The 24,477-nt window shown below is 71.1% G+C and carries 20 protein-coding genes and 2 pseudogenes; 10 read left to right on the plus strand and 12 right to left on the minus strand.

Annotated features, from left to right (window positions below; all coding sequences use genetic code 11):
* Positions 1–11: 11 nt before the first annotated feature.
* The 3 genes from ACZ7N4_RS23465 to ACZ7N4_RS23475 form a co-directional block, all read right to left on the minus strand.
* Positions 12–809: a DUF427 domain-containing protein gene (locus tag ACZ7N4_RS23465; RefSeq protein WP_471360842.1), complete on the minus strand. Its 798-nt coding sequence runs from the start codon at positions 807–809 to the stop codon at positions 12–14.
* 211 nt (positions 810–1,020) lie between these two features.
* The gene (locus ACZ7N4_RS23470; RefSeq protein WP_471360845.1) at positions 1,021–1,212 is read right to left on the minus strand and encodes a hypothetical protein; all 192 of its coding nucleotides are present in this window, start codon (positions 1,210–1,212) and stop codon (positions 1,021–1,023) included.
* 56 nt (positions 1,213–1,268) lie between these two features.
* On the minus strand, positions 1,269–1,667 hold the full coding sequence (locus ACZ7N4_RS23475; protein ID WP_471360847.1) for a hypothetical protein: 399 nt from the start codon (positions 1,665–1,667) through the stop codon (positions 1,269–1,271).
* Positions 1,668–2,108: 441 nt separating this feature from the next.
* Here ACZ7N4_RS23475 and ACZ7N4_RS23480 point away from each other — a divergent pair, with 441 nt between their 5' ends.
* On the plus strand, positions 2,109–2,936 hold the full coding sequence (locus ACZ7N4_RS23480) for a class I SAM-dependent methyltransferase (protein ID WP_471360995.1): 828 nt from the start codon (positions 2,109–2,111) through the stop codon (positions 2,934–2,936).
* A gap of 506 nt (positions 2,937–3,442) precedes the next feature.
* Here ACZ7N4_RS23480 and ACZ7N4_RS23485 read toward each other — a convergent pair.
* Positions 3,443–4,435 carry a LacI family DNA-binding transcriptional regulator gene (locus ACZ7N4_RS23485; RefSeq protein WP_471360850.1) on the minus strand — a complete coding sequence of 331 codons (993 nt, stop codon included), beginning with the start codon at positions 4,433–4,435 and terminating at the stop codon, positions 3,443–3,445.
* Positions 4,436–4,756: 321 nt separating this feature from the next.
* Here ACZ7N4_RS23485 and ACZ7N4_RS23490 point away from each other — a divergent pair, with 321 nt between their 5' ends.
* The 3 genes from ACZ7N4_RS23490 to ACZ7N4_RS23500 all read left to right on the plus strand — a co-directional run bounded on the left by ACZ7N4_RS23490 (position 4,757) and on the right by ACZ7N4_RS23500 (position 8,490).
* The gene (locus ACZ7N4_RS23490; RefSeq protein WP_471360853.1) at positions 4,757–6,487 is read left to right on the plus strand and encodes a discoidin domain-containing protein; all 1,731 of its coding nucleotides are present in this window, start codon (positions 4,757–4,759) and stop codon (positions 6,485–6,487) included.
* 132 nt (positions 6,488–6,619) lie between these two features.
* Complete coding sequence (locus ACZ7N4_RS23495) at positions 6,620–7,960, plus strand: DUF1996 domain-containing protein (RefSeq protein WP_471360855.1); 1,341 nt, start codon at positions 6,620–6,622, stop codon at positions 7,958–7,960.
* The gene (locus tag ACZ7N4_RS23500) at positions 7,936–8,490 is read left to right on the plus strand and encodes a DUF305 domain-containing protein (protein ID WP_471360858.1); all 555 of its coding nucleotides are present in this window, start codon (positions 7,936–7,938) and stop codon (positions 8,488–8,490) included. Before ACZ7N4_RS23495 ends, ACZ7N4_RS23500 begins: the two co-directional genes overlap by 25 nt.
* On the opposite strand, the pseudogene ACZ7N4_RS23505 reads toward ACZ7N4_RS23500, so the two are convergent.
* Positions 8,483–9,008, minus strand: a pseudogene (locus ACZ7N4_RS23505) (FAD-dependent oxidoreductase); the annotation flags it as partial. The gene ACZ7N4_RS23500 and the pseudogene ACZ7N4_RS23505 sit on opposite strands and share 8 nt — an antisense overlap.
* Positions 9,009–9,434: 426 nt before the next feature.
* Between ACZ7N4_RS23505 and ACZ7N4_RS23510 the strand changes: the two are divergent.
* The 5 genes from ACZ7N4_RS23510 (at position 9,435) to ACZ7N4_RS23530 (ending at position 14,417) form a co-directional block, all read left to right on the plus strand.
* Positions 9,435–10,712 (plus strand): ricin-type beta-trefoil lectin domain protein, encoded by a 1,278-nt coding sequence (locus ACZ7N4_RS23510; protein WP_471360861.1) that lies wholly within the window; start codon positions 9,435–9,437, stop codon positions 10,710–10,712.
* 87 nt (positions 10,713–10,799) lie between these two features.
* Positions 10,800–12,002, plus strand: a complete 1,203-nt coding sequence (locus ACZ7N4_RS23515; protein ID WP_471360863.1) for a glycoside hydrolase family 64 protein — start codon at positions 10,800–10,802, stop codon at positions 12,000–12,002.
* A 263-nt stretch (positions 12,003–12,265) separates the two neighbouring features.
* Entirely contained in the window at positions 12,266–12,379 is a 114-nt protein-coding gene (locus ACZ7N4_RS23520) for a MerR family DNA-binding transcriptional regulator (protein WP_471360865.1), read from the plus strand.
* 620 nt (positions 12,380–12,999) lie between these two features.
* The gene (locus ACZ7N4_RS23525; protein ID WP_471360867.1) at positions 13,000–13,416 is read left to right on the plus strand and encodes a hypothetical protein; all 417 of its coding nucleotides are present in this window, start codon (positions 13,000–13,002) and stop codon (positions 13,414–13,416) included.
* Positions 13,413–14,417, plus strand: coding sequence for an FG-GAP and VCBS repeat-containing protein (locus ACZ7N4_RS23530; protein WP_471360869.1), 1,005 nt, complete (start codon positions 13,413–13,415; stop codon positions 14,415–14,417). Before ACZ7N4_RS23525 ends, ACZ7N4_RS23530 begins: the two co-directional genes overlap by 4 nt.
* Before the next feature lie 356 nt (positions 14,418–14,773).
* Here ACZ7N4_RS23530 and ACZ7N4_RS23535 read toward each other — a convergent pair whose 3' ends face one another.
* From ACZ7N4_RS23535 to ACZ7N4_RS23550, 4 genes and pseudogenes are all read right to left on the minus strand, one after another.
* Positions 14,774–17,176: a macro domain-containing protein gene (locus ACZ7N4_RS23535; RefSeq protein ID WP_471360872.1), complete on the minus strand. Its 2,403-nt coding sequence runs from the start codon at positions 17,174–17,176 to the stop codon at positions 14,774–14,776.
* 486 nt (positions 17,177–17,662) lie between these two features.
* Positions 17,663–17,764: pseudogene (locus ACZ7N4_RS23540) on the minus strand (VOC family protein); the annotation flags it as partial.
* An 87-nt stretch (positions 17,765–17,851) separates the two neighbouring features.
* Positions 17,852–20,290, minus strand: a complete 2,439-nt coding sequence (locus tag ACZ7N4_RS23545; RefSeq protein ID WP_471360998.1) for a phosphatidylinositol-specific phospholipase C domain-containing protein — start codon at positions 20,288–20,290, stop codon at positions 17,852–17,854.
* 4 nt (positions 20,291–20,294) lie between these two features.
* On the minus strand, positions 20,295–20,552 hold the full coding sequence (locus tag ACZ7N4_RS23550) for a hypothetical protein (RefSeq protein WP_471361008.1): 258 nt from the start codon (positions 20,550–20,552) through the stop codon (positions 20,295–20,297).
* A 244-nt stretch (positions 20,553–20,796) separates the two neighbouring features.
* On the opposite strand from ACZ7N4_RS23550, the gene ACZ7N4_RS23555 reads away from it, so the two are divergent.
* Entirely contained in the window at positions 20,797–21,759 is a 963-nt protein-coding gene (locus tag ACZ7N4_RS23555) for a helix-turn-helix domain-containing protein (RefSeq protein ID WP_471360874.1), read from the plus strand.
* Positions 21,760–22,003: 244 nt separating this feature from the next.
* Here ACZ7N4_RS23555 and ACZ7N4_RS23560 read toward each other — a convergent pair whose 3' ends face one another.
* The 3 genes from ACZ7N4_RS23560 to ACZ7N4_RS23570 are packed head-to-tail and all read right to left on the minus strand — an operon-like array spanning position 22,004 to position 24,206.
* Positions 22,004–22,930: a glycosyltransferase family 2 protein gene (locus tag ACZ7N4_RS23560; RefSeq protein WP_471360876.1), complete on the minus strand. Its 927-nt coding sequence runs from the start codon at positions 22,928–22,930 to the stop codon at positions 22,004–22,006.
* Positions 22,927–23,667, minus strand: a complete 741-nt coding sequence (locus ACZ7N4_RS23565; RefSeq protein ID WP_471360879.1) for a hypothetical protein — start codon at positions 23,665–23,667, stop codon at positions 22,927–22,929. The genes ACZ7N4_RS23560 and ACZ7N4_RS23565 overlap by 4 nt, the downstream gene beginning before the upstream one ends.
* Positions 23,664–24,206, minus strand: a complete 543-nt coding sequence (locus tag ACZ7N4_RS23570; protein WP_471360881.1) for a 2OG-Fe(II) oxygenase — start codon at positions 24,204–24,206, stop codon at positions 23,664–23,666. Before ACZ7N4_RS23570 ends, ACZ7N4_RS23565 begins: the two co-directional genes overlap by 4 nt.
* Between the last annotated feature and the right edge of the window lie 271 nt (positions 24,207–24,477).

Genomic DNA, 24,477 nt, shown 5'->3' on the forward strand with positions numbered 1-24,477 from the left:
CCGCGAACTCCTCACCACAGCTGTGTGCCCGGCGCCCCCTTGAACGGTCCCCGCACCTCCGAGGTGATCCAGCCGCCGTGGAAGTCGCCCTCCTGCGCCGTGACCACTTCCCCGGCCACCGTGCAGCGGTCCACGCGGCTCGGGTAGAAGGCGAAGAAGTCGGCGAGGGCCGTGTACGGGGGCTCGGGACGGGGATACGTCCAGGCGGCGCGGGCGCGCACGTCGTCGCCCACGACGACGTCCCAGTACCGGGCCGTCCCCTTCCACTCGCACCAGGTCCGCCCCCCGGCCGCCGGGAACAGGAGCTCCATACGGACGTCCTGCGGGGGGACGTAGAACACGGGGGGATGGCTGGTCTCCAGGACCCGGATCGTCCTGCGGCTCTCGGCCACCACTTGGCCGGCGCACTCGACGACCACGACGCGGTCGTCGTGGCTCATGGCGGGCGGTCGCGGGTAGTCCCGGACGGACTCGGGCCCGCGCGGAGCGGATCGTGGTGCGGGCTCGTCCAGCGGATCCAGGTACACCTCGTCCTCGTAGCACCAGGCCCAGCCGCCGTCGTGTGCCAGGCTGCGGACCACCGGGTGCCCGGCGGCCTCGAAGTGGGCTGTGGCGTGGGCTCCGGGAGCGCTGTCGTGGCAGCCCACGTGGCCGCAGGTCAGGCAGAGCAGCAGGCCGGCCGGCGCCCGTCCGCGCGCGGCGCAGGCCGGGCACGTCGCGCTCAGCGGCGTCGGGTCGGCCGTACAGGTGTGGGAACAAGGCCTCCCCGACGGCCGTCCGCCGTCCGGCCGGGGCGTCCATCTCGTCATCGGCGATCACCGGCCGGTCGAGGCGGCATCACACGCGTCCGCCGCCTCCGCTCCCCGCAGGCATCCGTGTCGGTCACGGTCCCTCCTCTGCCGTCATCGGTCCTACACCTGCTTCGCCCCGACACCGCGCTGAGGATGCAGACCGCTGATCCCGGGGTGCGCCAAGCGTTCGGGCATCGGGGATGAGCCGGCCACCCCCTTCGCGGTTCGCTCACCCCCTCGCCGCGATCGCGTCCGTTCCGGTGGCGCAGGTGGGACAGGGGCGGTCAGCGGTGATCCGCAGCGGGATGACAACACCGTCGGCGGCCTCCGCCGCGGTGACGTCGATGTCGTGGCCGGTGTCCTGATTGCTGCTGGACGGGGTGGAGCCGAAGACCGCTCGTTGATCTCTCTGAGCCCTCACCCAAGGACTCGGCGACGGTAAGACCCCGCAGCCAGTCCGGGGTGCGCCGTGCTGGACTACGCGGAGACCTGCCACCACCGGTCTGCCTCAGCGCGAGCCACTTCGGCGTCGTACTGGCCGGCGTCGAAGTGGAACTCCGGCGGCGGGGAGGCGGGGGCCTGCGGAACCTCCCAGTCCGACCACTGCACGATGTCCCCGAACCGTTGCACGACGACGGACAGGAAACCGCAGCAGCCGCCGGTGCAGTCTGGTTCTCCCAGCTCCAGACGGCGTGCCTCGCTGGTCGCCCGCAGGAGGCTTGGCCGGCCAGCAGGCAGCACGTCCGCCGCGAACGGACCACGGCCGCCCTTGTCGAGCGCTCCTTCGATCACGTCCTCGCCGTTGACCCGGAACCGCAACTGGGCAGCGAACCGGGGTTCCGGCGGCAACACGCGGATCTCCCAAAGATCGAACATCGGACCACCCTACGGGGCCCGCCGGAGTCGGCGCGCGGCCCGGTCGGCACGTGGTCCTCGCCGCTCGACGTGGTCACCTGCCGCCCATCTCCGAGACCCCGGGCTACCCCTTCTCCAGCGCTGCCCACACAGACCGAGGCGGTGGTCCCGACACCGACGTCATCACCCTCGGCGTGCGCGGAAACACCCTCGGCTTCGCCGACATTCTGATGAAGTGCCCGCAGCTGTGCGGCGAAAGCGATGGCGAGGGAACCCCGTGCAAGGACGCCCCCGGGCGAAGGCGTCCCTGCCCGAGGGGGGAAGGTGTGCCAGGAATGCGACCGGATGCCCATCAGCTTCCTGCACCCCACCGACGAACGGGAACCGGTCGAATCGACACCCGGCACGGCACTTTTCCGGCTTTCCCTCCCCCGCACGGCCGGGGCGCGGTTGGATGTCCTCATGACCTCCGCCGAGCACGCGCGGCTGATGCGCGCCAATCAGGCGAACTGGGACGCCCGCACTCCGGTCCACGTCACCAGCCGGTTCTACGGCCTGGACGAGGACCTGGATCCGGAGCGCTGGTTCGCCGCGTTCGAGTGGGAGGACCTCGGTGAGTTGTCCGGCCGGGACGTGCTGCACCTCCAGTGCCACCTCGGCACCGAGACGCTCGCCCTCGCCCGGCGGGGAGCCCGGGCGGTCGGCCTGGACTTCTCGGCGGCGTCCGTGACGGCCGCGCGGGACCTCGCCGCGAAGTCGGGCCTCGACGTCACCTACGTCCAGGCCAACGTGTACGACGCCGTGGCGGCGCTCGGGGGCCGGCGGTTCGACGTCGTCTACACCGGCAAGGGCGCCCTGTGCTATCTGCCCGACCTCGACCGGTGGGCGGATGTCGTGGCCCGGCTTCTGCGGCCGGGCGGGCGGTTGTACGTCGTGGAGTTCCACCCGCTGCTCAACGCGCTCGGCCCGAAACCGGGTCCGGGCGAGGGACCGGAACTGCTGCTGCGTCACGACTACCTGGGGGGCTCGGGTCCGGTGCACCGGGATGCCACCCACACCTACACCGACGGGCCGGCCGTCGAGGGCGCCACCGACAGCTACGAGTGGATGCACGGAATAGGAGAGGTCGTGAACGCGGTGACGGACGCGGGGATGGCCGTCCGGCGCCTGCGGGAGAGCGACGAACTGCCCTGGCCGCGCTGGCCGCGGATGGTCCGTACCGACTCGGGCTGGTGGCGGCTGCCCGAGCCGCGGATCCCCCTTTTGTACGGCCTGCTGGCCGTTCGGTGAGCCCCCTTCCACCGCAGGGCAGCCCCGGCAGTGGCACAGCGCGAGCAGCACGCGTGCTTGGCCCCCCGTTCGGAGCGCCGGTGCCGGTTCACTTCTCCGTCGGCTGATCGGCCCGTCACTTTCCGACCCGCGCGTCAGCTCCCCCACACCGCCCCGCGAGCGGACTTCCCCTGTCGTATCCGAGGTGCGATGAGCCGCAACTCGGGCGAGGCGTCACGGCGGTACCCCCTGCAGGCGACCGAGCTCCACCGCCACGCCCGCACCCGCCCCGGCACCGGTCACCGCACGACAGGGCACCTCCGCAGGGAAGGCGGAGAAAGCCCCTCGCTGCGTCCTCAGACCAGGCGGAAACCGCCGTAGCCGAAGCGTCCGCCGGACGTCCGGCGACCCTGAAACCGACCGCCACGCGCGGCGGGTGCGCGTTCCGGCCCGGCGCCGTGCTCGTCGCACCACGGCGCCGGACCACGCACGCGAGTGCAGCGGGGGCCCGAACGTCCGCCGCCCGTTCAGCTCGACTCGCGGACCACGAGGTCGTTCGGCATGATCACCGGCTTCCTCGGGCCACCCTTGATGAGCGCCAGCAGCAGACGCACCGTCGCGGTGGCCTGGTCGGCCATGGAACTGCGCACCGAGGTGAGCGCGGGCGTGGTGTAGGCGGCGGCCTCGATGTCGTCGAACCCGACGACGGCCACGTCGTCGGGGACCCGGCGGCCCGCCTGGTGCAGGGCGCGCAACGCCCCGATGGCCATGAGGTCGTTGGCCGCGAACACCGCGTCGAGGTCCGGGTCGTCCTCGAGCAGCTGCCGCATGGCCTCCGCGCCCGACACCCGGGTGAAGTCGCCCAGCGCGACGATCGAGCGGCGCCCGGTGCCCCGCAGGGTCGCCCGGTACCCCTCCAGCCGTTCACGGGACTCGTACAGGTCCAACGGCCCCGTGATGGTGGCGATCCGGCGTCTGCCCCGGTCGAGCAGGTGCCGTACGGCCAGCTCCGCGCCGCCCGCGTTGTCCAGCGCAACGTACGGGACGTCCGTCGCGGCGGTGCGGTTGAAGGATGCGACGGGCAGGCCCATGCGGGCGAGCGCGGCCGGCAGGGGATCGGCGCCGTGCAGTGCCACGAGCATCACGCCGTCCACGTGGCCCCCCGCCACGTAGCGCTCCACCCGGGCCCGGCTCTCGTCGGACTCGGCGAGGATCAGCACCACGCGTCTGCCGACGGCCTCCAGCTCCCGGCTGACGGTGCGCACCACGGTCGAGAACAGCGGGTCGTCGGACACCACGCCCTTGGGCGGGTCGGAGACGACCACGGCCACGGCGTCCGTGCGGCGGGTGACCAGGTTGCGGGCGGCGGCGTTCGGCACGTACCCGAGTTCCCGCACCGCCCGCATGACGACGTCCCGGATCTCCGGCGCGACGGTGGTCTCCCCGTTGATGACCCGGGAGACGCTCGACTTGGACACGCCGGCCCGGGCGGCGACCACCGCGAGCGTGGGTCGATTCATCGCCTTCCGATCACCGGTGCCCGGTCCTCGAGTCCAGGGAGCGTTCTCCCCTCAGGATGACCTCGGCCCGATCCGCCTGTCAACGACCCCTTTCCGCACCCTGGTGGGGGGAACCCGCCGTCAACCGGACGTTTCCGAACGCCTGTTGAGGGGTGCCGTCCGTACCGCAGAAGGGATCTCAGAAACCGTTCCCCGGAACGGACCGTGTACGTCAAGGGTGCTGCGGGCCTGTTGCCCAAAGCCTTGACAGTCCACCGGGACCGGCTCATTCTCACCCCTCAGGGAGCGCTCCCTCACCCTTCCCCCACCGAGGAGTCGCCCGTGCATCCCCTGCTCCGCCGCATCGGCTTACCCGCCGTCCTCGCGGCCGTCCTGCTCACCCTCGCCGGCCTGCCCGCGCCCCGGGCCCACGCCGCCGAGACCCTGCTGTCGCAGGGCCGGCCCGTCCTCGCGTCGAGTACCGAGGACCCGTTCGGCGCGCCGGGAGCCGTCGACGGCGACCCGGCGACGCGCTGGTCCAGCGCCTTCTCCGACCCGCAGTGGATCAGGGTCGACCTCGGGACCCCGGCCCGCATCAGCCGCGTGACCCTCCAGTGGGAGGCCGCCTACGGCAAGGCCTTCCGCATCCAGGTGTCGGACGACGCCGAGACCTGGTCCACCGTCCACGAGACGACGGACGGCACCGGCGGCACCCAGAACCTGACCCTGACGGCCACCGGCCGCTACGTCCGCATGTACGGCACCCAGCGCGGCACCGGATACGGCTTCTCCCTCTGGGAGTTCCAGGTCTTCGGGACCAGCGGCACCGGCGGCGACCCGGGCGGCGGTGGAGGGGACACGCTGCTGTCGTACGGGAAGACGGGCGCGGCCTCGTCCTCCCAGAGCGACCAGAACTGCTGGGAGTGCACACCCGCCCGGGCCTTCGACCGCGACCCCGCCTCGCGGTGGGCGACCAGCTCCACCACCGGCTGGACCGACCCAGGCTGGATCTCCGTCGACCTCGGCGCGACCGCGCAGATCAGCAGCGTCGTCCTGCAGTGGGACCCCGCCTACGCGAAGTCCTTCCAGATCCAGGTCTCGTCCAACGGCAGCGACTGGACGCCCGTCTACTCGACCACGTCCGGCACCGGCCTCAAACAGACCCTGGCGGTCTCCGGCACGGGACGCTACGTACGGATGTACGGCACCGAACGCGCCACCCCCTACGGCTACTCCCTGTGGGAGTTCCAGGTGTACGGCACCGGAGGCGCCCCCGTACCGGCACCGCCGCTGCCGCCGGACCCGGCGCAGCCGCCGCGGCTGGTGTGGAGCGACGACTTCGACGGAGCCGCCGGCAGCGAGCCCGACCCGGCCAGGTGGCGGGCCGACCCCGGCACCGGGCAGAACGGCGAACTGCAGTACTACACCGACCACCGCAACGCCGCGCTCGACGGCGGCGGCCACCTCGTCATGGAGGCACGCAAGGAGGCCAGCCCCGGCCGGGCCTGCCCACCGGACCCGCTGACCGGCAGCACCACCTGCCAGTACACCTCGGCCCGCATGAACACCGGTGCCACCTTCCAGTTCACCTACGGGCGTGTCGAGGCGCGCATCAAGGTACCCAAGGGCAACGGGCTGTGGCCCGCGTTCTGGATGATGGGCGCCGACTTCCTCACCGGCCGTCCGTGGCCGTACAACGGCGAGGTCGACATCATGGAGGTCCTCGGCAAGGACGTGAAGACGGCCTACTCGACCGTGCACGCCCCCGCCTACAACGGCGGCGGCGGGATCGGCTCGCCGTACCGGCTGCCGTCGGGCGCCGACTTCTCGGACGACTTCCACACCTGGGCCGCCGACTGGAACAGCAAGGGCATCGTCTTCAGCCTCGACGGGCGCACCGTGTTCACCCTGGACAAGGACCAGGTGGAGGCCACCCGGGGCCCCTGGATCTTCGACCACCCGCACTACATGATCCTCAACCTCGCGGTCGGCGGCGACTGGCCCGGCCCGACCGACGCGTCGACGCCGTTCCCGTCCCGGATGCTCGTCGACTACGTACGCGTGTACCAGTAGCGCCGCCGGCACCGGCCCCCTTGTCAGGTCCGGCCCGGACACCTCGGTCGCGGGCCGGACAGCAGCCGCACCACGTCCCGCCCCCTCCGATGAGGAAGTGACATGCGTAGATACTCCTTACACCTCTGTCCCGTGTTGGTCGGCGCCCTGGCGATCGCCCTGGCCGCCGCCCTGGGCATCACCCTCGGCGCCCCCGCCGCGCAGGCCGCCACGATCACCGTCCAGGCCGAGTCCTACGCGGCACAGTCCGGCGTCGCCCTGGAGGCGACCGCGGACATGGGCGGCGGGCAGAACGCCGCCTACCTCGCCGACGGCGACTGGATGCGGTTCGACCAGGTCGACCTCGGGGCCGCCGGCCGTCTGACGGTGTCGGCGCGCGTGGCCTCCGCCACGGGCACCGGCTCCGTCGAGCTGCGCGCCGGTTCCCTGACCGGACCCCTGCTCGCCGTGATCCAGGTCGGCCCCACCGGGGGCTGGCAGACCTGGGCGACCCGCACCGCCGACGTCACCACCCACCCGACCGGACCCCAGACCGTGTTCGCGGTGCTGCGCAGCACCACGCCCGGCGACTTCCTCAACATCAACTGGTTCTCGTTCGTCAGCGGCGGCGACGAGCCCGCGCCGGGCTGGGTCGACGTCGACCAGGCCAAGTGGCAGGCCCAATTGAACCAGTTCCGGGCCATGACCCCGGCGCCGGTGCCCGCCAACGCGGTGCGCGTCCCCGAGTTCAACGCCACCTGCACCTACAGCCACTCCAAGCCGGACGACCCGATCGTCGCCCCCGGTCTGCCGGGCGCGTCCCACATGCACAGCTTCTTCGGCAACAAGAGCACCGACGCCTTCACCACGACCCAGAGCCTGCTGGGCAACACGGGCACGAGCTGCACACCCGCCAAGGACCTCTCCGCCTACTGGATCCCCACGCTCTACGAGCGCGGCAAGGCGGTCGAACCCGACGGGATGATCGTCTACTACGGGTCGCGGCTGCCCGACCCCACGGCTACCGTGCCCTTCCCGCAGGGCTTCCGCATGATCGCGGGCAACGCCAAGCTGCAGGTGGCGACCCCGGCCGGCTCGCCCAACCAGTTCTGGTGCGCGGGACCGGGCGGCGAGACCGGCCGCAGCACCGACGGCAACTGGCCGTTGTGCGCGCCGACCGCCAAGCTGGTGTACCAGCTGGTCTTCCCCGACTGCTGGGACGGCAAGCACCTCGACAGCCCGGACCACAAGTCGCACGTCGCCTTCACCTACGACGGCAAGTGCGGCGGCGCCTACCCGGTCGCCATTCCGTCGGTCTCGTTCGTCATCAGCTACCCGACCAGCGGGAGCGCCGACGGATTCTCCCTGGCGTCTGGCATGGCCTCGTCCATCCACGGCGACTTCTTCAACGCCTGGGACACCGCGGCCCTCGGGCAGCGCGTGAAGGACTGCATCGTGCAGAGCGCCAAGTGCAACTCCGCCGGAACGTTCTGACCCGGCGGAGGGCGGCCGCCCTGCTCCTGGGCCTGGCGGTCGCCGGCTGCACCCCGCAGCCGGCGGCCGACCGGCCCGCGCCCGCCGCCTTCAACGACACCGACACCGCGTGGATCCAGCTGATGATCCCCATGGACGAACGAGCCAAGCTGCTCACCGACTTGGCGCCCGCACACGCCGGCCGCCCGGCCCTGGCCGGGTGGGCGAAGGATGCGGGGAAGAGACTTGAGGACGAACTCGTCGGTCTGCGGCAACTGTTGAGGCTCTCGGGCGTGCCCGACACCCGCCCCCACGAGGGCCACGACATGCCCGGCATGGTCAGCCTCGACACGGTGCGCAGGGCGAAGACCGTGTCGGGGGAGAACTTCGACCGCCTCCTCACCGAGAGCATGCGGGCCCACCTCGTGCAGGTCCGCATGCTGTGTGCGAGCGAACGCACGTCGGGGAGCGCCGAGCAGGCGACGGAACTCGCCGCCGCGATCGAAAGGACCGTGGCCGAGCGGATCACGCGCCTCGACGCGGTCACGTGAGGCCGCCGGCGCTCGGTCGTCGCCGTCGGCCGGGGGCGGAGCCGCCGTCACGCACCGCCCCCGTGAACGCGAAGAACTCGATCATTCGCTCCAGCCCTTCCGGCCGAACATCGTCTCCAGGCTGATCCAGGCTGACGGCGGACTCGGCGGCGGACGCCTCGCTGCGCGGGAAGAGTGCCTCCTGGTACGCGGCGAGGGGCGCCTCCGGGCCTCCCGGGCGGGCGGCGACGGCATCGGCGAGCTCGGCGCCGTCCAGCATCGCCGGGTTGGCGCCCCGCCGCCGAAGGGGGACATCGGGTGGGCCGCGTCGCCGAGCAGGGTCACGCCGGGGACGCGGTCCCGGCGTGACCGACGGGCAGGGCGTGGACGCGCCGCGGAACGAGCGCGCCGTCGGCGTCGGCGTCGGCGACGAGGCCGCGCAGACCCTGGACCCGGCCGTCGACGTGCGTGAGGACCGCGGCCTTCACGGCGGCGCCGTCGCCGAAGCCGACGCAGTCCAGCCGGCGCTCGTCGCCCTGGTCGGGGCGATCCCGCCGAGGTCACGTGGAGTGCAGTGTGGAGTGCAGTGTCTTCTGTCCGAATCCGTATGGCGATGTCATGCGCGGGTTCGAGTGCGGCCCTTGTGGGCGAATGCGGCCACATCGCCGGACTTGGCCATTCCGATGGGCGTTCAGCGCGGAGCCGCTTCGCTTAAGGGAGGCTTAAACACTCCTTAAGCGACCTTGAGTCTCGGCTCACTCCCCAAGTAACCGCAGTTCAGGCGGTGTTGAGCGCACTGCGGACAAGTTGGCCGAGGTAGCCGTCGTGCGTACCATCGGGGTCCACCCGCGGCTCACCGCAGGCGAGAGAGCGCTCTCAAGCGGAATGCTCTGCCTCCTCGTCCGCGGCCTGCCGTACGGGCGGAACCACCTGAATCCCCCACAAGACAAGGTGTCATCCCAGCCATGGCAGCTCATCGCGCTCGGCGGTGGACGCTCGGCGGACTGGTCTCACTGGTCGCCGCCGCCCTCGTCACCGCCGTCCTCATCACCACGACCGGTTCCGGCGCGAACCGGGCCAGTGCCGCACCCACCGCGGTGACCTGGTCCGACGACTTCGACGGCAGTGCCGGAAGTGCCCCCGACCCCGCCAAGTGGACGCTCGAGACCGGGGGTTCGGGCAACGGCAACCACGAGCTGCAGTACTACACGCCGGGCAACCGGAACGCCGCCCTGGACGGCGAAGGCCACCTGGTGATCACGGCGCGCAAGAACACCGACTCCGGACTGCAGTGCTGGAACGGGACGTGCCAGTACTCGTCGGCCCGGCTCAACACGGCCCGCACCTTCAGCCAGGCGTACGGCCACTTCGAGTCCCGCATCAAGATCCCGCGCGGCCGGGGTGTCTGGCCGGCCTTCTGGATGCTCGGCAACGACCTCGGGAGCGCGGGCTGGCCCAACAGCGGCGAGATCGACATCATGGAGAACGTCGGTCACGAGCCCGGCGTGGTCCACGGCACCATTCACGGCCCCGGATATTCCGGCTCCGGCGGCCTCGGCGCCGCCTACACCCTGCCCGACGGCAAGGCGTTCGCCGACGACTTCCACGTCTTCGCCGTCGACTGGAGCCCGACGGCGATCACCTGGTCGGTGGACGGCCACGTCTACGAGAACCGCACGCCGGCCGACCTCGGCGGCAAGAAGTGGGTCTACGACCACCCGTTCTTCCTCATCCTGAACCTCGCCGTCGGCGGCGACTGGCCCGGCACCCCCGACTCGGCCACCTCCTTCCCGCAGACGATGACCATCGACTATGTCCGCGTCTCGACCTCCGACACGGGCGGTTCGACCGGGTCGACGGACAAGAGCGGTGTCATCAAGGGCATCGGCGGTATGTGCGTCGACGTCGCCGGCGCCTCCACCGCGGACGGGACGCCCATCCAACTGCACGACTGCACCGGTACCGACGCCCAGAAGTGGACCCTGGGCCGTGACGGCACCGTCCGTGCGCTGGGCAAGTGCCTCGACGTGCGTGGCGGTGCCACCGGGGACGGCACCCCCGTCCAGCTCTACACCTGCAACGGCAGCAAGGCCCAGCAGTGGACCTACACCGGCGCCCACGACCTGACCAACGTCGGGGCGGACAAGTGCCTGGACGCCACGGGCGGTTCGGCCTCCGACGGCACTCGGCTGCAGATCTGGACCTGCGGCGGCACCGCCAACCAGAAGTGGACCGTGGGCTGACCCGCAGGGCGGACGACCCACCCCACCAACCCCACCCACCCCCCACTCGCCTCCCAGAGGCACACGCACCAACGAAAGGCACGGCACATGGCAGCACGTCACCAGCGCAATCTCACCCGCCGCAAGCTGTTCTTCGCCCTGGGCGGAGCGGCGGTGGCCGCCCCCGCCGTCGCGGCCCTCGGCCCCTACGCCCTCGCCGGTACGGCGGACAACGGCACGAAGGCCGCCGCGGCGGGCGCGCTGCCGCTGACGATCGTCAACGACAGCGGCTCGTTCGACAACGCCTCGGTGCACGTCTACATCGTCGGCAACCAGGACGGGAAGCAGGTACGGGTCACCCCTGACGGCACCCTGGCCCCGATAGCCCTGTCCGACAACGGTGCGGACGGCTTCACCGACTACGCCCTCTCCCTGCCCGCGAGCGGAGAGGCCACCCTCAAGCTCCCTCATATGTCCGGCCGCATATACGTGTCGCTCGGGCAGAAGCTGAAGTTCAAGGTCGTCAAGGACGGCGACGGAAACCCGGCACTGCAGTACCCCGCCGGCTGGGTGACCTCCGACCCCAACTACCGCGTACTGCACGACTGCGCCGAGTTCACCCACAACGCCGCGGGCATGTTCTGCAACACGACCATGGTCGACATGTTCAGCGTGCCGATGAGCATCCGGCTGACCGGAGCCAAGGACCAGACCACGGGCACCCTGCGCGACGGCGGCCGGGCTTCGGTGTTCAGCGCGGTCAAGCAGGTCGCGGAGTTCGCCCCGCTGGTCGTCGACGACCTGCGCGTCATCGCTCCCGGACACGGCCTGGACGCGGGCCTGTTCGCCAAGGACTACTTCGCCCCGTACATCGACCGGGTGTGGAGCACCTACACCGGCAAGGACCTCAAGATCACCACCAACGCGGGCACCTTCACGGGCCGGGTGCGCGCCGACAGGTTCACCTTCGACGGCCCGGCCCCGGTCACCTTCGGCAAACCGTCCACCCGCGACGTCCTCTTCTGCGACGGCAACCTCGCCGCACCGAACGACGGCACCACCGGTCCTGTCGCCGCCGTCCTGGGCGCCGGCTTCAACCGCTCCACCCTCCTCAGCAACCCCGACCAGCCCGTCACCGACGCCTCGGCCTTCTACCGGACCGACCTCACCAACCACTACGCGAAGGCCATCCACGCGGCGACCCAGGACGGCAAGGCCTACGGCTTCGCCTTCGACGACGTCGCCGACTTCGCCTCCTACATCCAGGACACCGTGCCCACCGGCATCCGGCTGACCCTCACACGGTTCTGACGCGCGCCTCGTCGCGGACCGGATCGCGCCGCCGACACCGGCCGATCCGGTCCGCGCCCGGCGGAAGGGGCCCATCGACGGCGCCTGGACGGGACTACCGCCTCAGCGCTGTGCCGGCCCCGGTGACCAGCGCGCGGTGTTCCGGACCTGATCGGTGATGCGCTGCCTTCTCGGTTCAGTCGCCCTCATGACCCCCACGCCAGACTTCCGCACCGACGTCGAGGACAGCCCGCGGCCGGGGCAGGTGGGCGGGAGGGAGCGGCATGCGGATCGGGGAGCCGGCCGAGGCCGCCGGGGTCAGCACCCGCTCGCTGCGCTACTGCGAGGAGCAGGGCCTGCTGCCCGCCGAACGACTCGCCAACGGCTGCCGGGAGTAGGACGAGCAGGCGGTTCGCCCGGGTCGCCTTCATCCAGGACCTCTCCCGCGCTGGTCCGTCCTCCGAGCCGAGCGTCACGCGGACGTCGTGGTCACGCGGATGTCATCGCTTCCGCGCTGACAACGTCCTGCACACGGCCCCAAGACGCGACCGGGGACCTGTGTCGCGGGATACAGGTCCCCGCACCGAGCACGCCCGAAGCGGCGGGACTCACGGTCGTAAAACTGTCCTGCGGTGGCTTTACGGGCGGCCCACGGGCTGTCACCTGGCAGGCGGCGCCGCACCTTCGGCTGCGGCACGGTTGGTCAACGGTCCCGAGAAACTCCTTGGGCGCACGTCGTGCATCATCGGTGACGTCGACAGCGCCCACGGAACCCTGGACCGCGAGGGGTACCGGACGGTGACGGACCAAGCCGCTGCCTTACTGGGGGGCCGGACGCAACGCCCGCGTCGAGGTCGGCGGCGACGCGGACACCTTCCCCGAGGAGCTGTCCGTCCTCGCCCACGTCCACGCCTCCGGCGGCGCATGCTGATCTTCGGCGGTGTCGACTTCGCCGCAGCCCGTACGATGCCTTGACGTGGTACACGTCAGTTGCGTCGCGTGGGAGGGGATCATGTTCGTGACGAACAAACTTGGCAGGCACGGCTGTTGGCGGTCGGGGGCGCTCGTGGTCGCCGCTGTCATGGGCGCTCCGCTGTTGACGGCCGCGCCTGCGGCAGCTGTGCACGGGGCCGTGCCCGGTGACTTCAACGGTGATGGTTACCGCGACGCCGTGCTTCCGGCGCCGGGGGCGAACGTCGCCGGCAAGAGGGCAGCGGGCGCTGTGGTCGTGCTCTACGGTTCGAAGTCGGGGTTGTCGGCGTCCCGGCGGGCGACCATCACGCAGAACAGCGCGGGCGTGCCGGGCACGGCCGAGACCGACGACGAGTTCGGTGGTGCCACCGCGATGGCCGATCTGAACCGGGACGGTTATGCCGACCTGGTGGTCTCCGCGCGTTCGAGGACACCGCGGGGGGCGAGGACGCCGGCACGGTGACGGTGCTGTGGGGCGGCAAGAAGGGGTTGACGTCCGGCACCGACCTGCCGGCCGCCACGGCCGGCAGCTACTACGGCATCGACGTGGCAGCGATCAGCACCGGCCCCGGAGCGAAGACCGAGGTGCTGGTCGCCGGGTACCAGGGGTCGATGAGTTTCACGGGGCCCTTCAGCCGCAGTGGCACCTACGGCCGAGCCGTGGAGAACTCGGCCACCGCTGCCGTCCAAGGCGTCGCGCTGGGCGATTTCGACCGCGGGGGCTCGCCGGAAGAGGTTGTCGTCACCGTCCGGCTGAGCGACCTCAGCGGCGGCGCGGTGTACGTCAGTCCCGAGGTGGGCGGTGAACAGCGGAGGGGCAACGGCCTGATCGCGGCCACCGGGGACGTCAACGGTGACGGATACACCGATCTGGCCGTGGGAGACCCGGACGAGCCGGGCAGGGCCGGAACCGACGGCGCGCTCGGCGGTCGGGTCCTGCTGTGGTACGGCTCGGCGCAAGGCATCGCGCGGGACGCGAAGCCGGTGCAGCTGACCCAGAACACCGCCGGTGTGCCTGGTTCGAGCGAGAAGGCGGACAAGTTCGGCGGTTCCCTGGCGGTGGCCGACCTGAACCGCGACGGGCTGGCCGACATCGTGGTCGGCGCGCCGGGGGAGGACACGGGCAAGAGGAACGCCGGGCAGGTGACGGTCATCTCCGGTCGACGCACCGGGGCACTGGGCGGCGGCGCCTACGCCTTCACCCAGGACACCGCCGGTATCCCCGACGCCGGCGAGGCCGAGGACGCATTCGGCACCACCGTGGCCGTCGGCGACATCAACAAGGACGGCAAACCGGAACTCTTCGTCAGCGCCGAGGGGGAGAACAACTACACCGGCGCGGTCTGGGTGCTCCCGGGCGGTACCGGCGGCCCGACCGCGAAGGGCAGCCGCGTGATCACCGCCGGATCTGTCGGCTTCCCGCAGAGGGACAGCACTCTCCTCGGGGGCTACCGGGTCGGGTGAACGGATCCGTGTGCGCGTCGAAGCGGTGGCGTGGGAACCGCGAGGGCACTCCTTGCACCGCACGCTCATCCAGACCGGTACCGACTCCTACCGCTTCCAGGCCACACCACAATGCTGTCGTCCCCGGTGGCAGGAACCGTCGGTGCCGGGGGATGTGAACCATCAGCGCGGGTCGCCCTCCGGGACGAGGGCGACCCGCGCCTCCCCGGGCCGTCCGGCAAGAAGGCGACTTCGAGCGCCGCCAGGAGGTTGCCACAGAGGCAGCGGCGAGACCGGCATCGGCCTCCGCCATTGGGTCGCCGGTCGCGAAACGTTCGGCAACCACGACCGTGACCGCCGGTCAAAGCCGGGGCGGTTCAGGACACCACGGGAGCCCTGTCCGTGACTTCGCTCAGCCGGACCGTGCACAGCCCGCGGGGCTCGCTCTTCACCTCCGTCACCTTGAGCTGGGTACCCGGGGTGAGGATGTACTCCTCCTCGCCGGTGAAGGCGGAGAAGCTCTTGATCCCGACCGCCCGGGCAGGCGTCACTTCGAAGAGGGTCCGCTTGCCCCGACTGCCCAAGAACGCTCGGGCCACCTTCAGCTCGGAGGTACACGAGGAGACACCCCACCAGGTCACCGTCCGGCCCACCGGATACTGCGCCCGAAGGTCCAGCGACACCCCGCGCCACAACGGCTGCGTGTAGGTCGGCAACTGCGCAACCGCCGAGAACAGCAGTCGCAGGTACGGCAGATAGGGGGTGACTTCGGTGCGGTCGGGGGAGCGCAGAACGCTGTTGATCCCGCGGTAGAAGGCTGACTCACAGGTGTAGAGGTGGAGCGCGGCGATCGCGTCGGCGGGCAGGCCGCCGCCGGCCGTCTGGTCCGCACGCTGCTTGCCGAAGTCGAGGGAGCGCCGGATGTGGCCTGTGAGGTCGGACAGTGCCGCGGAGACCGGGGCGACGGCGTCCTGGAAGTCCATCAGCGGGGTGTCGAAGACGCCGGTGATCGTGGGCAGGACCAGGCCCTCGTCCTTGACGCTGGTGAGGCGCTCCAGGTACAGCTGGTGCAGGTTCATGGTCGACTCGATGAAAGCACCCATGCGTGCCGAGACACCGCCGTCCGCACCGCCCCCGCCGGCCGTCGGCGCGTTCCACCCCTTGCTCGGCAGCCAGTCGACGGGGCCGGCGCCCAGCGCGGTCAGGGCGTCGTTGACCTGGGCGAAGTGGTCGCCCTCGCAGAAGATGTCGCCCTGTGCCGCCGGGTTCGCGTGGTCGAGGTGCCGGACCTCGACGTCCGGGTACTTCTGCTGGAGCCGGAGCACGACCCGCTTCAGGCTGCGCGCGTGGGCCCCCCACCACGCGAACACGACCCCGCGGTCCTCCCCGGCCGCGTCCTGCTTGGCCTTGAGGATCTCTTCGACGATCCGTTCGGCGACCGGCCGCCAGAACGCCGTGTGCTGGTCGGTACCCATCGCCCCGTCACCGCTCGCGGTCAGCGACGCGTTCAGCAGGAGCACGCCCTGTGTCAGCATCGCCTGGAACCACTCCGGCGGCTGGACCGTCTCCCGCTCCTTCAGCAGCGCCCGCACGTCGGCGATCGGGGTCTTCTTCGGGATGCCGTACTTCCACATCGCCGCTGCCTTGATGAGGCACCGGATACTGACGACCCGGCCGAACTGGCTGTCCTTCCAGTCGCTGAAGGTGTTGTCGAACATGGCTATGCCGGTGGCGCTCTCCGGCCGCGGATAGGGGTTCTGACCGAAGACCACGACCTTCCACTTGTGCGGCGGGTTCGGCTTGAGCGCCTGGAACGTCAGCTCGCGGACCGGGACCACCTCGTGGCCGCGGTCCTTCCCGATGAACCGTGCGGCGTCCGGCTGCGCCTCGATGACCGGCTTCAGCAGCGGGAGCCAGGCTTCCCCGCCGCCGTCGAAGAGCTCGGTCAGCGCAAGAGGATCGTCCGCATCGGCGTGGGCGTGCAGCGGCTGTCCCGGTGCCGGGACGCCGGTCGTCGATCCGGTCACGGCGGAGGCGCCTTCGCTCGTCGTGGCCGAAGGAGAGCAGGCGGCGGAGGGAGCGGGAGCGGCAGTTCCGGGCGCGGGGGCAACGGGGGTGACGGCCGTCGGCGGCACGATGCGTACCCGATGGTCGAGGGGCGCGTTCTCGATCCCGTGGAGCTGGGAGATGATCGTGGACCGCAGCTCGTCGTCGTCCTCGAACCAGTGGTCGTGGAAGAGCGTGTAGCCGGTCCACATCAGGTTGGCGCACACCCGGGCCGGCACCTGGCCGGTCTGCGCCCCCATTCCGACCAGCGCCACGGACCGGATACTGCCCGCCTTCTTCCGGTTCTGCCGGTGGACGGCCTGGAAAGCGGCCGCGCACGCCAGTGCCACGTTCAGCGTGGCGCTGACGTTCTGCGAGGACCGCACCATCGTCGGCGTTGATATCAGATACCGGGGGACTGTTGCGCCGGACGGGACGCAGACCGCGCTGCCCACCGGCATGGGCCCGGCGAACCGGTCGCGGATCACCCGCTGGACACGGACCTGGATGCCCGGTCCCAGATACCGCTTGATGACGGCGTCGACCCCGCCGTCCATCCGTCCCCGGGAGTTCGTGGGGGTGACCCAGGCGTCGACGTCCTCGTCGAGGATCGAGCCCTTGCGGATCTCGATGCCGGGGGTGTCGGCGAACGCGGCGCGCCACGCCTCCACCACCCGCTCGTTGACGTCCGTCAGTACCACCCTGAGCGCGGGCAGAACACTGCTCTCGGCCATCGTCCACTCCTGTCGTGCAACAGCGTTTCCAAGGGCTCGAATGTACTGCCCACCACTGACAACGCACTGCCGCCAAGGGGCCGGTGACCTGCCGTCATGCTGGCTGCTCGTACGGAGCACGGTGTTTCCGAGCGCTGGACGAGACCCGTATCCCGGTCATGGTGCCGGGCGTGCATTCCACGCGGGCGTCCTCTCGACGACCCGGCGGCGGGACGGTACGACGAAGCCGTGGAGAGAGGGCCGGTACAGCCCGCAGGTGAGCGGCGTGCGGTCGACTGTTGAGTGTGGCCGCCTGCATGGCGGACAGCCGGTGGACGTGGCGGGAGGCGGCGACTGCCGTCGGTACGACGAGGACGTGCAGGACGAGGTTGATCCAGGTCGCCGGCTGGAACTCGTACGCGTCATCGATGCTGTCGGACGAGAACGAGTACTCGGTGCGCTCTTCGAGAAGCGCTGTCCACGGGGCCCAGAAGAGGAAGGGCCAGACCCCCGGCCCTCGAGCTCCATGCCGAGTTCCCCGAAGAACGCGGCGGCGGCGTCCATGTCCTCGACGACGCTGCCGGCATCGTCCATCCGCCTGATCGCCATGCCGTGCTCTCCTCGGTGCTTGTGGCCGAGCGCCCCACCGGGAACGTGTCCCCGAACAGAGCGCTCGGCACAGACGGGGCCCGGCCGCTAGCCCGGGACCACCGTGTCGCTCGTGCTCGGCTTCCCCTCACCCGACGCGTTCCAGGCGCAGACCAGGATCACGTACTCGTGACCCGCCGTGACCCCCGTGATCCTGGCGGAGCGGGCGGAGGCCGGGTAGCCGATGATCCGGGAGTAATGCGTCGGGGTGCTCTTGTCGTACACCCACACCGCGTACCGGACGATCGAGCCGCTGTGCGAGTCGGTCGGCGCCGACCAGCGCACGTCGATCGAGCCCGCGCCGGCCGTCGCGGTGAGCCCCGGCGGCCGCCCCGCCGTCGTCGGCGCCGCCTTGCCCCGGACCGCCGAGGACCACGAGGAACGGTTGGCCGCGCCGTCACCGGCGACCGCGCGGGCCCGCACCTCGTAGGTGTGGCCGTCATAGGGCTGGTCGGTGAACTGCCAGGACATGTCGTAGCGCGGGGCGCTCACGCCGGGCACCACGTCCTGCCAGTCCGCGTTCGAGTCGGTGGTGACGTCACGCCACTGCACGTCGTAGGTGTGCGCGCCGAAGACCTTGTTCCAGGTGGCGGTGACGCCCTGCTGGGTGCCGTCGAACTTCAGGCCGGACGGCGTGGCGAGCGACCGGCCGGGTGCGCTGTCCGGCACGTCGGGCGCGGCGGCGCCGATGCCGAACTCCTTGTGCAGCACGGAGCCGAACGCCTGGGCGATGCGGTACTCGCCGAAGGCGTTGGGGTGCAGCCCGTCGTAGGTGGTGGAGCAGGTCGTCGCCTTCGGGTCGCAGCCCAACGCCGTGTCCAGGTCGGCCAGTTCCACCGGCGAGGCGCTGGTGCTCCAGCCGGGGGCCGCCTTGGCGAGGGCCGCGTTGTAGTCGCTGATGCGCTGGGGGAGGGCGGGGTTCGCGTCGCCCAGGGTGGTCCGCTGGGGGACGTTGGCCAGGACGATCCGTACGTCCGGGTTGACCGCCCGCGCGTTGTCCACGAACTTCTTCATGGTGCCGACCAGATCGGCGCCCGCCCCGTACCAGCCGATGTCGTTGAAACCCAGCTCGACCAGCAGCAGGTCGGGCGTCCGGCCCTTGGCCTGCAGCTCCTGCATCACCGGCTTGATGGTCGGCACGGTCCGGGTCAGTGAACGGCCCCAGAGGGCGTAGTGAGCCGAGCCGCCGGCGGAGAACCCGGTATTCACGTCCCCGGCGTACTCGCCCTGGACGCGTGGGTCGCCCGGACCCGGCTCCGTGGGCTCGCCGCCGCCGCTCTCGCCCAGCACCGGCGGCCGCGGCGGCTGCGCGTCGGCCTGCTGCACGGTGCCCCGGTACGGTCCGACGAAGGTGACCGGCCACTTCTCGCTCCTGGCCCAGTCCCACAGCCGGTAGCGCCAGGTGTGATCGCCCTCGTACCCGTGGCTGATGGAATCGCCGACCACCATGACATCGCGGATGTCGGTGTGGGTCACGGAGTTGCGGGCGATGATTTCGTCGATGAGCTTCCCGCCGGGGAAGTCCATCATCATGACGCCCATGCGGTCCAGGTCGGACCGCCCGCCGAACCGGTCGTCGCGTCCGGCGTAGAACTCCGGGCACCGGTCCTTCTCGGCGCGCAGACACTGGATGAGGAAGTTGTTCACACCGGTCGCCGTCGGGGTGCCGCCCGCCACCGTGTAGGGGTGGACGCCGGCCCCGGAGCCGCTGGTGTAGTTCAGATACAGCGCGTCCTGCTCGTACTCGTGGTCCTTCTCACCGGGGCGGCTGCCGTCCCAGGTGCCGTTGGTCCGGCGCAGGTGCGCGCGGACCTTCTCCCACTTGTCGTCGATGTCGCTGATGGTGGAGAGCTCGAAGTCGTCCTGCACGTACTCCTCGTTGGAGCCGCCGGACGGGTAGGGCTGCTGCAGCCCGTAGCCGCCGTAGATGCCGCCGCCGGTGTTCCGGTAGCCGAGGAGCACGACCTTGCCGCGTACCTCGCCGAGCGTCGGGACGCGGCTCGACTGGCTCCTGCCGGTGACCGAGGGGCCCCAGAACAGGTTGCGCCAGGCGGTCGACGGGGTGCTCTCGTCGCCGTCCCCGGTGTACGAGCGGCCGTCCAGGTAGGAGTCGAAGACCTTCTTGCGCCACTCGTCGGTCCCGAACCCGCCGGCGTCCTTGCAGGAGAAGGTGGAGCCGGTGCACTCCGCCTTCAGGTTCATCAGGACGGTTTCGCCGGGGTGGTCGCTCAGGAAGTCGTGGGTGACCTTCAGTACGTCGGTGAAGTTGGCGTACTGATAGGTGGCGCCGTGGTGGACGGTGAACTTCAGCCCCTCGTCACCCTTGTCGACCCGGACCCGGATGTCGAGCGCCCGGATGCCGGCGTCGAACTGGGTGGTCAGGGTCTTCGCGCTGAAGCCGTGGTTCTCCTGCGTCTGGGTGATGCTGGTGACGATGCCCGAACACTGGCCCGTGTCCGGGTCCGGTGTGTCCCCGCAGAGCGCCAGACTGTCATGGGTGCCGGGTACCGAGAGCCAGGCGAGGTTGGTGCCCGTCCGGGACGCGCGACATCCAGTCGACGTTGGCCGCGGAGGCTTCGGTGATGCTGCTGTAGTAGTCGTTCGCCCGGGCGGGGGTGGCGGAGAGGAAGACGCCGGAGACGGACAGCAGCAGGGCGAGGAGCACACCGAGCACGGTGCTTCTCGCCACCATCGCCGGCCGGCGCATCAGGGATCTTCGGGACGAGCGGGTCTGGCGTATGACGATCATTTCCATCCTGGGGCGGATCGGTCGGTCGGCTGGAGGGCCTCGCGTGCGCGCGCGTGTCGTCCGGCGAGGTGTGTGATGATCTTCTTGTCGGGCTTGCCGGTTGGTGATCGCAGCCTGCCCGGGACATCCGTCCCGGGCCAGCCCGGACGGCCGTTCCGGGACGCTGGAACGTTCCGCACCCCCTGACCAGGCGGGATGCGGCCGCATGGGACACCGGGTGGGACGTGTGGGTGGGGTGAGGACGGTGAGGGACGCCGACACGGCGGCCGGGCTGGGAGAGATGCTGCGCTCGCTGAAGGAGCGCGCGGGCCTCAGCTACGGCGCTCTCGCGGGCCGGCTGCACCTGAGTACCTCGACGTTGCACCGCTATTGCACCGGTGACTCGGTGCCGGCCGAGTTCGCCCCGATCGAACGCTTCGGCCGGATCTGCCGGGCGGACCCCGAGGAGCTGCTGGAGCTGCACCGGCGATGGGCGGTGGCGGACGAGGCGCGGCGCGGAAGGGGGGCGAGCCCGTCGGAGCGTGCGGAGGTGCCGGTGCCCGCGCCGGTACCGGCTGTCCAGAGTCCGCCGACTGTCGCGGAGCCGACGCCGCGAGCCCGCCAACTCGTCTCGCGGTACGTCCTGCTGGGGGCCGCCGTGGTCGCCCTCAGCACCTCCGGAGCGCTTGCCATCGACCGGTTCCGGGCCGAGTCGGTACCGGACCTGACGGCCCCGGCCATCACGGTGCCCGACCCGTCGACCGAGGAGGTCGGGGCGGCCGGAGGGAACGTCCCCCTCTCGGCGGCCGTCGTCCCGTCCGGCGACGACTGCCCCCGGACGGACGGCACTCGGACCCGTCCCACGACCTTCCGCCTGAAGGTGCGAAGCACGGCAGAGGGCCCCGTGACCATGACCGCCATGGACGTCCGGGTACTGTCCGCCGAAGCCTCGCCCGCCGAAGTCACCTACACGGACTGCCAAGGCACAGACGCACAGCACCCGTTCGCCGTGGACCTGGACGCCCCCGAGCCCCGGGCCGTGAGCCCGAGGCGCGGCTTCCCGTACGAGGCGTCCGCCGGAACCCCCCTGGTCCTGGATGTCACCGCGCACACGTCGAAGAGCGAGGTGCGCTGGTACCTGGAACTGAGATGGACCCAGGGCCCCCGCTCGGGCACGCTACGGATCGACGACGGCGGTCACCCGTTCCGCACCGGAGCGGTGAAGTAGCGCCGCCCCCCGCCCAGGTCCGCACCGCCAGGTAACGCCACCCGCCCCAAGTGCTCACGCCGGTCATGTCCTCGGAACCGCGGACGTACTCCGAGCGGACGCGGGAGGCGGGAGCCACGTCCGCACCGTGGACGACCACGGCGTCATGTGCGGGCTTTCGTCATGGGGACAGGGCACGTCGCCTTGCCCGAACGGCGCTGCGGAAGCCGACCGTTCGCGCCGCCGACCTGCGCAGGGCGGGGCCTCAGCGCCAGTCACCGAACGTCTCGAAGTACGCTTCCAGGGGGCGCACACTGGTCGCCTCGACGGCGGCCCGCTGTGCCTCCCAGTCGCCGGCGAACGCTTCGACCAGCACCTCGGCGGCCCTCGGGGTACCGATCACCTTGCGCAGGCATTCCTCGCGCCGGGAACCGCTGAAGTGGACGAGCGCGGCCCGCGCCAGGTTGTAGGCGCGGCTCGTACCGCTCAGGCGGTACGGCGGATACGTGCGGAAGCGGTGTGCCAGCCGTGCCCCCGGTACGGCCAGCACCTCGAGCCCGGCCCGCCATGCCCGGAGGCTGAAGTCCACGTCCTCGATGCCGAGTTCGCGGAAGGCGCCGAAGCCGCCCAGCCGGTGGAAGGTCGCCCGTCGTACCGCGAGGCAGCCGCCCGGCGCGAGGGGCACGGCGTACGGGGTGGCACCGTCGGGTCCAGGGGGCAGCCAGCGCACCCGCAGGTGGGCGTCGATCAGCCGCGCCCCGCAACCCGCCGACGTGCCGGCCACATCGTGCACGGTGGGCGCGACGACCGCGTGGGGCCAGGCGTCCAGGGCCGCCCGCAGGCGTGCCAGGCAGTTCTGCTCAAGCCGGCAGTGTGCGTCGAGGAATACCAGGTGCGTACCGTGGGCGAGCCGGGCGCCCGCGTTGCGGGCCGCAGCGACGCCGCTGCGCCGAATGCGGCGTACGACGACGCCGCGGGCCCGCCACTGCTCCCGTTCCAGCAGGGCGCAGCTGCCGTCTGTGCCGCCGTCGTCGACGATGATCGTCTCGTCCGGGGCGACGGATCCGGCGTACACCGACTCGATGGTCGCGTGCAGTTCGGAGCCCTCGTCCAGCGTCGAGACGACCAGCGACACCGTCGACGCTCGTGTGCCGGGCGGCGTCTGCCCGGGCGAGGACGCCGTACGGTTCATGTCAGTGGTGGCCCGGGGGTGCCGGGCGGGACGCCCCCGGGCGGCAGCGTGGCGACGAGGTCGATCAGGCCCGGGAGGAGGGCCGAGTGCCTGAGGGAGTCCTGCAGGTAGGCCGTGAGCCCGGCGGTGAGCGCGAAGTGGTAGGAACCCAGCCGGTCGAGTTCCCCGCCGTCCAGGCTCAGTGACAGGAGGTCGCCGACCCGTAGTGTCGCCAGGCCCAGCGCGTCGAGGACTTTCTGTGGCGAGGCGGCGAACTCCAGATAGTCGGCGAAGTCGGTGGACGACTGGAACTCCGCCTCGGCGAAGCCGGCACGTTCGAGGGCGTGCTCGAGTGCCCGGTCGCCCTGGCGCACCAGATAGTCGGCGGACGGGACGTCCGCCTCGCGCAGGTGCTCGAGTAGCTGTTTCGTCAGGGCGCCGACGAGACCGATGTTGGTGGCGTTCCTCCGGTCGGTCAGGACTGGGGTGAGATGGGCCCGGCCCTCGGTTCCGATCATGGCGATGCCCACTGCCTCGATGGTCTGCGACCCGATGCCCTTGGGCGGCCACGGCCGCTCCGTCACGGCCAGCGCGAGGACGAGCCCCTGCCCGCACAGCAGTGGCTCCAGCACTTCGGTGAACAGGTACGGGTAGCCGTTGCGGCGGCAGAACGCCGCCAGCGCGGTCCGCGTCTCGCGGTCGGTGTCACGGGACACCCGCATCCGAACCGACTCGTTGACGGGGGAGTGGTAGGTCATCGCGGGCCTCCGAGGGCGGGGGAGCCGGCACTGGACATCCATCCGGCGACCGCGTACCGCGTGCCGTCCAGCACGGTCGCCACCTCGTGCATCAATGAGGAGCGGAACAGCAGCAGCATCCCTGGCTCGGGGACGACGACCACCCGGCGGTCGGGCAGGCGGCGATCGGTCTCGTAAACGGTGAGCGCGCCACCGTCGAACGCCGGCAGGGCCCCGGTGGCGCGGCGCCCGTTGAGGTACAGCAGCAGCGACCAGCGGTGGGCGGCGAGCCGCGGCGGATCGTCCTTGTGGTTGGCGACGTCGCGGTGCGCGCGGAAGTAGCTGCCCTTCTCGTACGACATGAAGTACGGGCCGTAAAGGAAGTCCGCGTCCGAGTCGAACGCCGCGCGATGGTCGTCGAAGTAGGACGCCATGCGCTCGCCGATGCGCCGCTTGTGATCCTCAGGGAGATGGTGGTCGAAGCAAAGACGCAGCGAGGAGTCGAGAACCGATTCGCCGGCGCGGACCACCTGAGCCGGCTCGCGAGGTGACTCGTTCATGGCCCGGATGACGTCGGTGCACTCGGCGGTCGAGAGGAAGCCCGGGGCCGACGCCACATTCTGCGTCCTGAACTGGGGTCGCATGAGTACTGACGCCTCCCGGTGGGGTACGTCGCGTGGGGTGCGTCCAGGCTCCTGCACGCGGTCCCGGCCGCCGGGGTCCGCCACGCCGGAGTAGCCCGCGCGGCGGAACGGGGGTGGGCCAGACGTCCTCCCGCCCACCTCGACCCCGCTCCATCCGCGGAGTCATCCTCTGCATCCCGGGCGCCGT

Source organism: Streptomyces sp. NPDC107654, assembly GCF_055639035.1.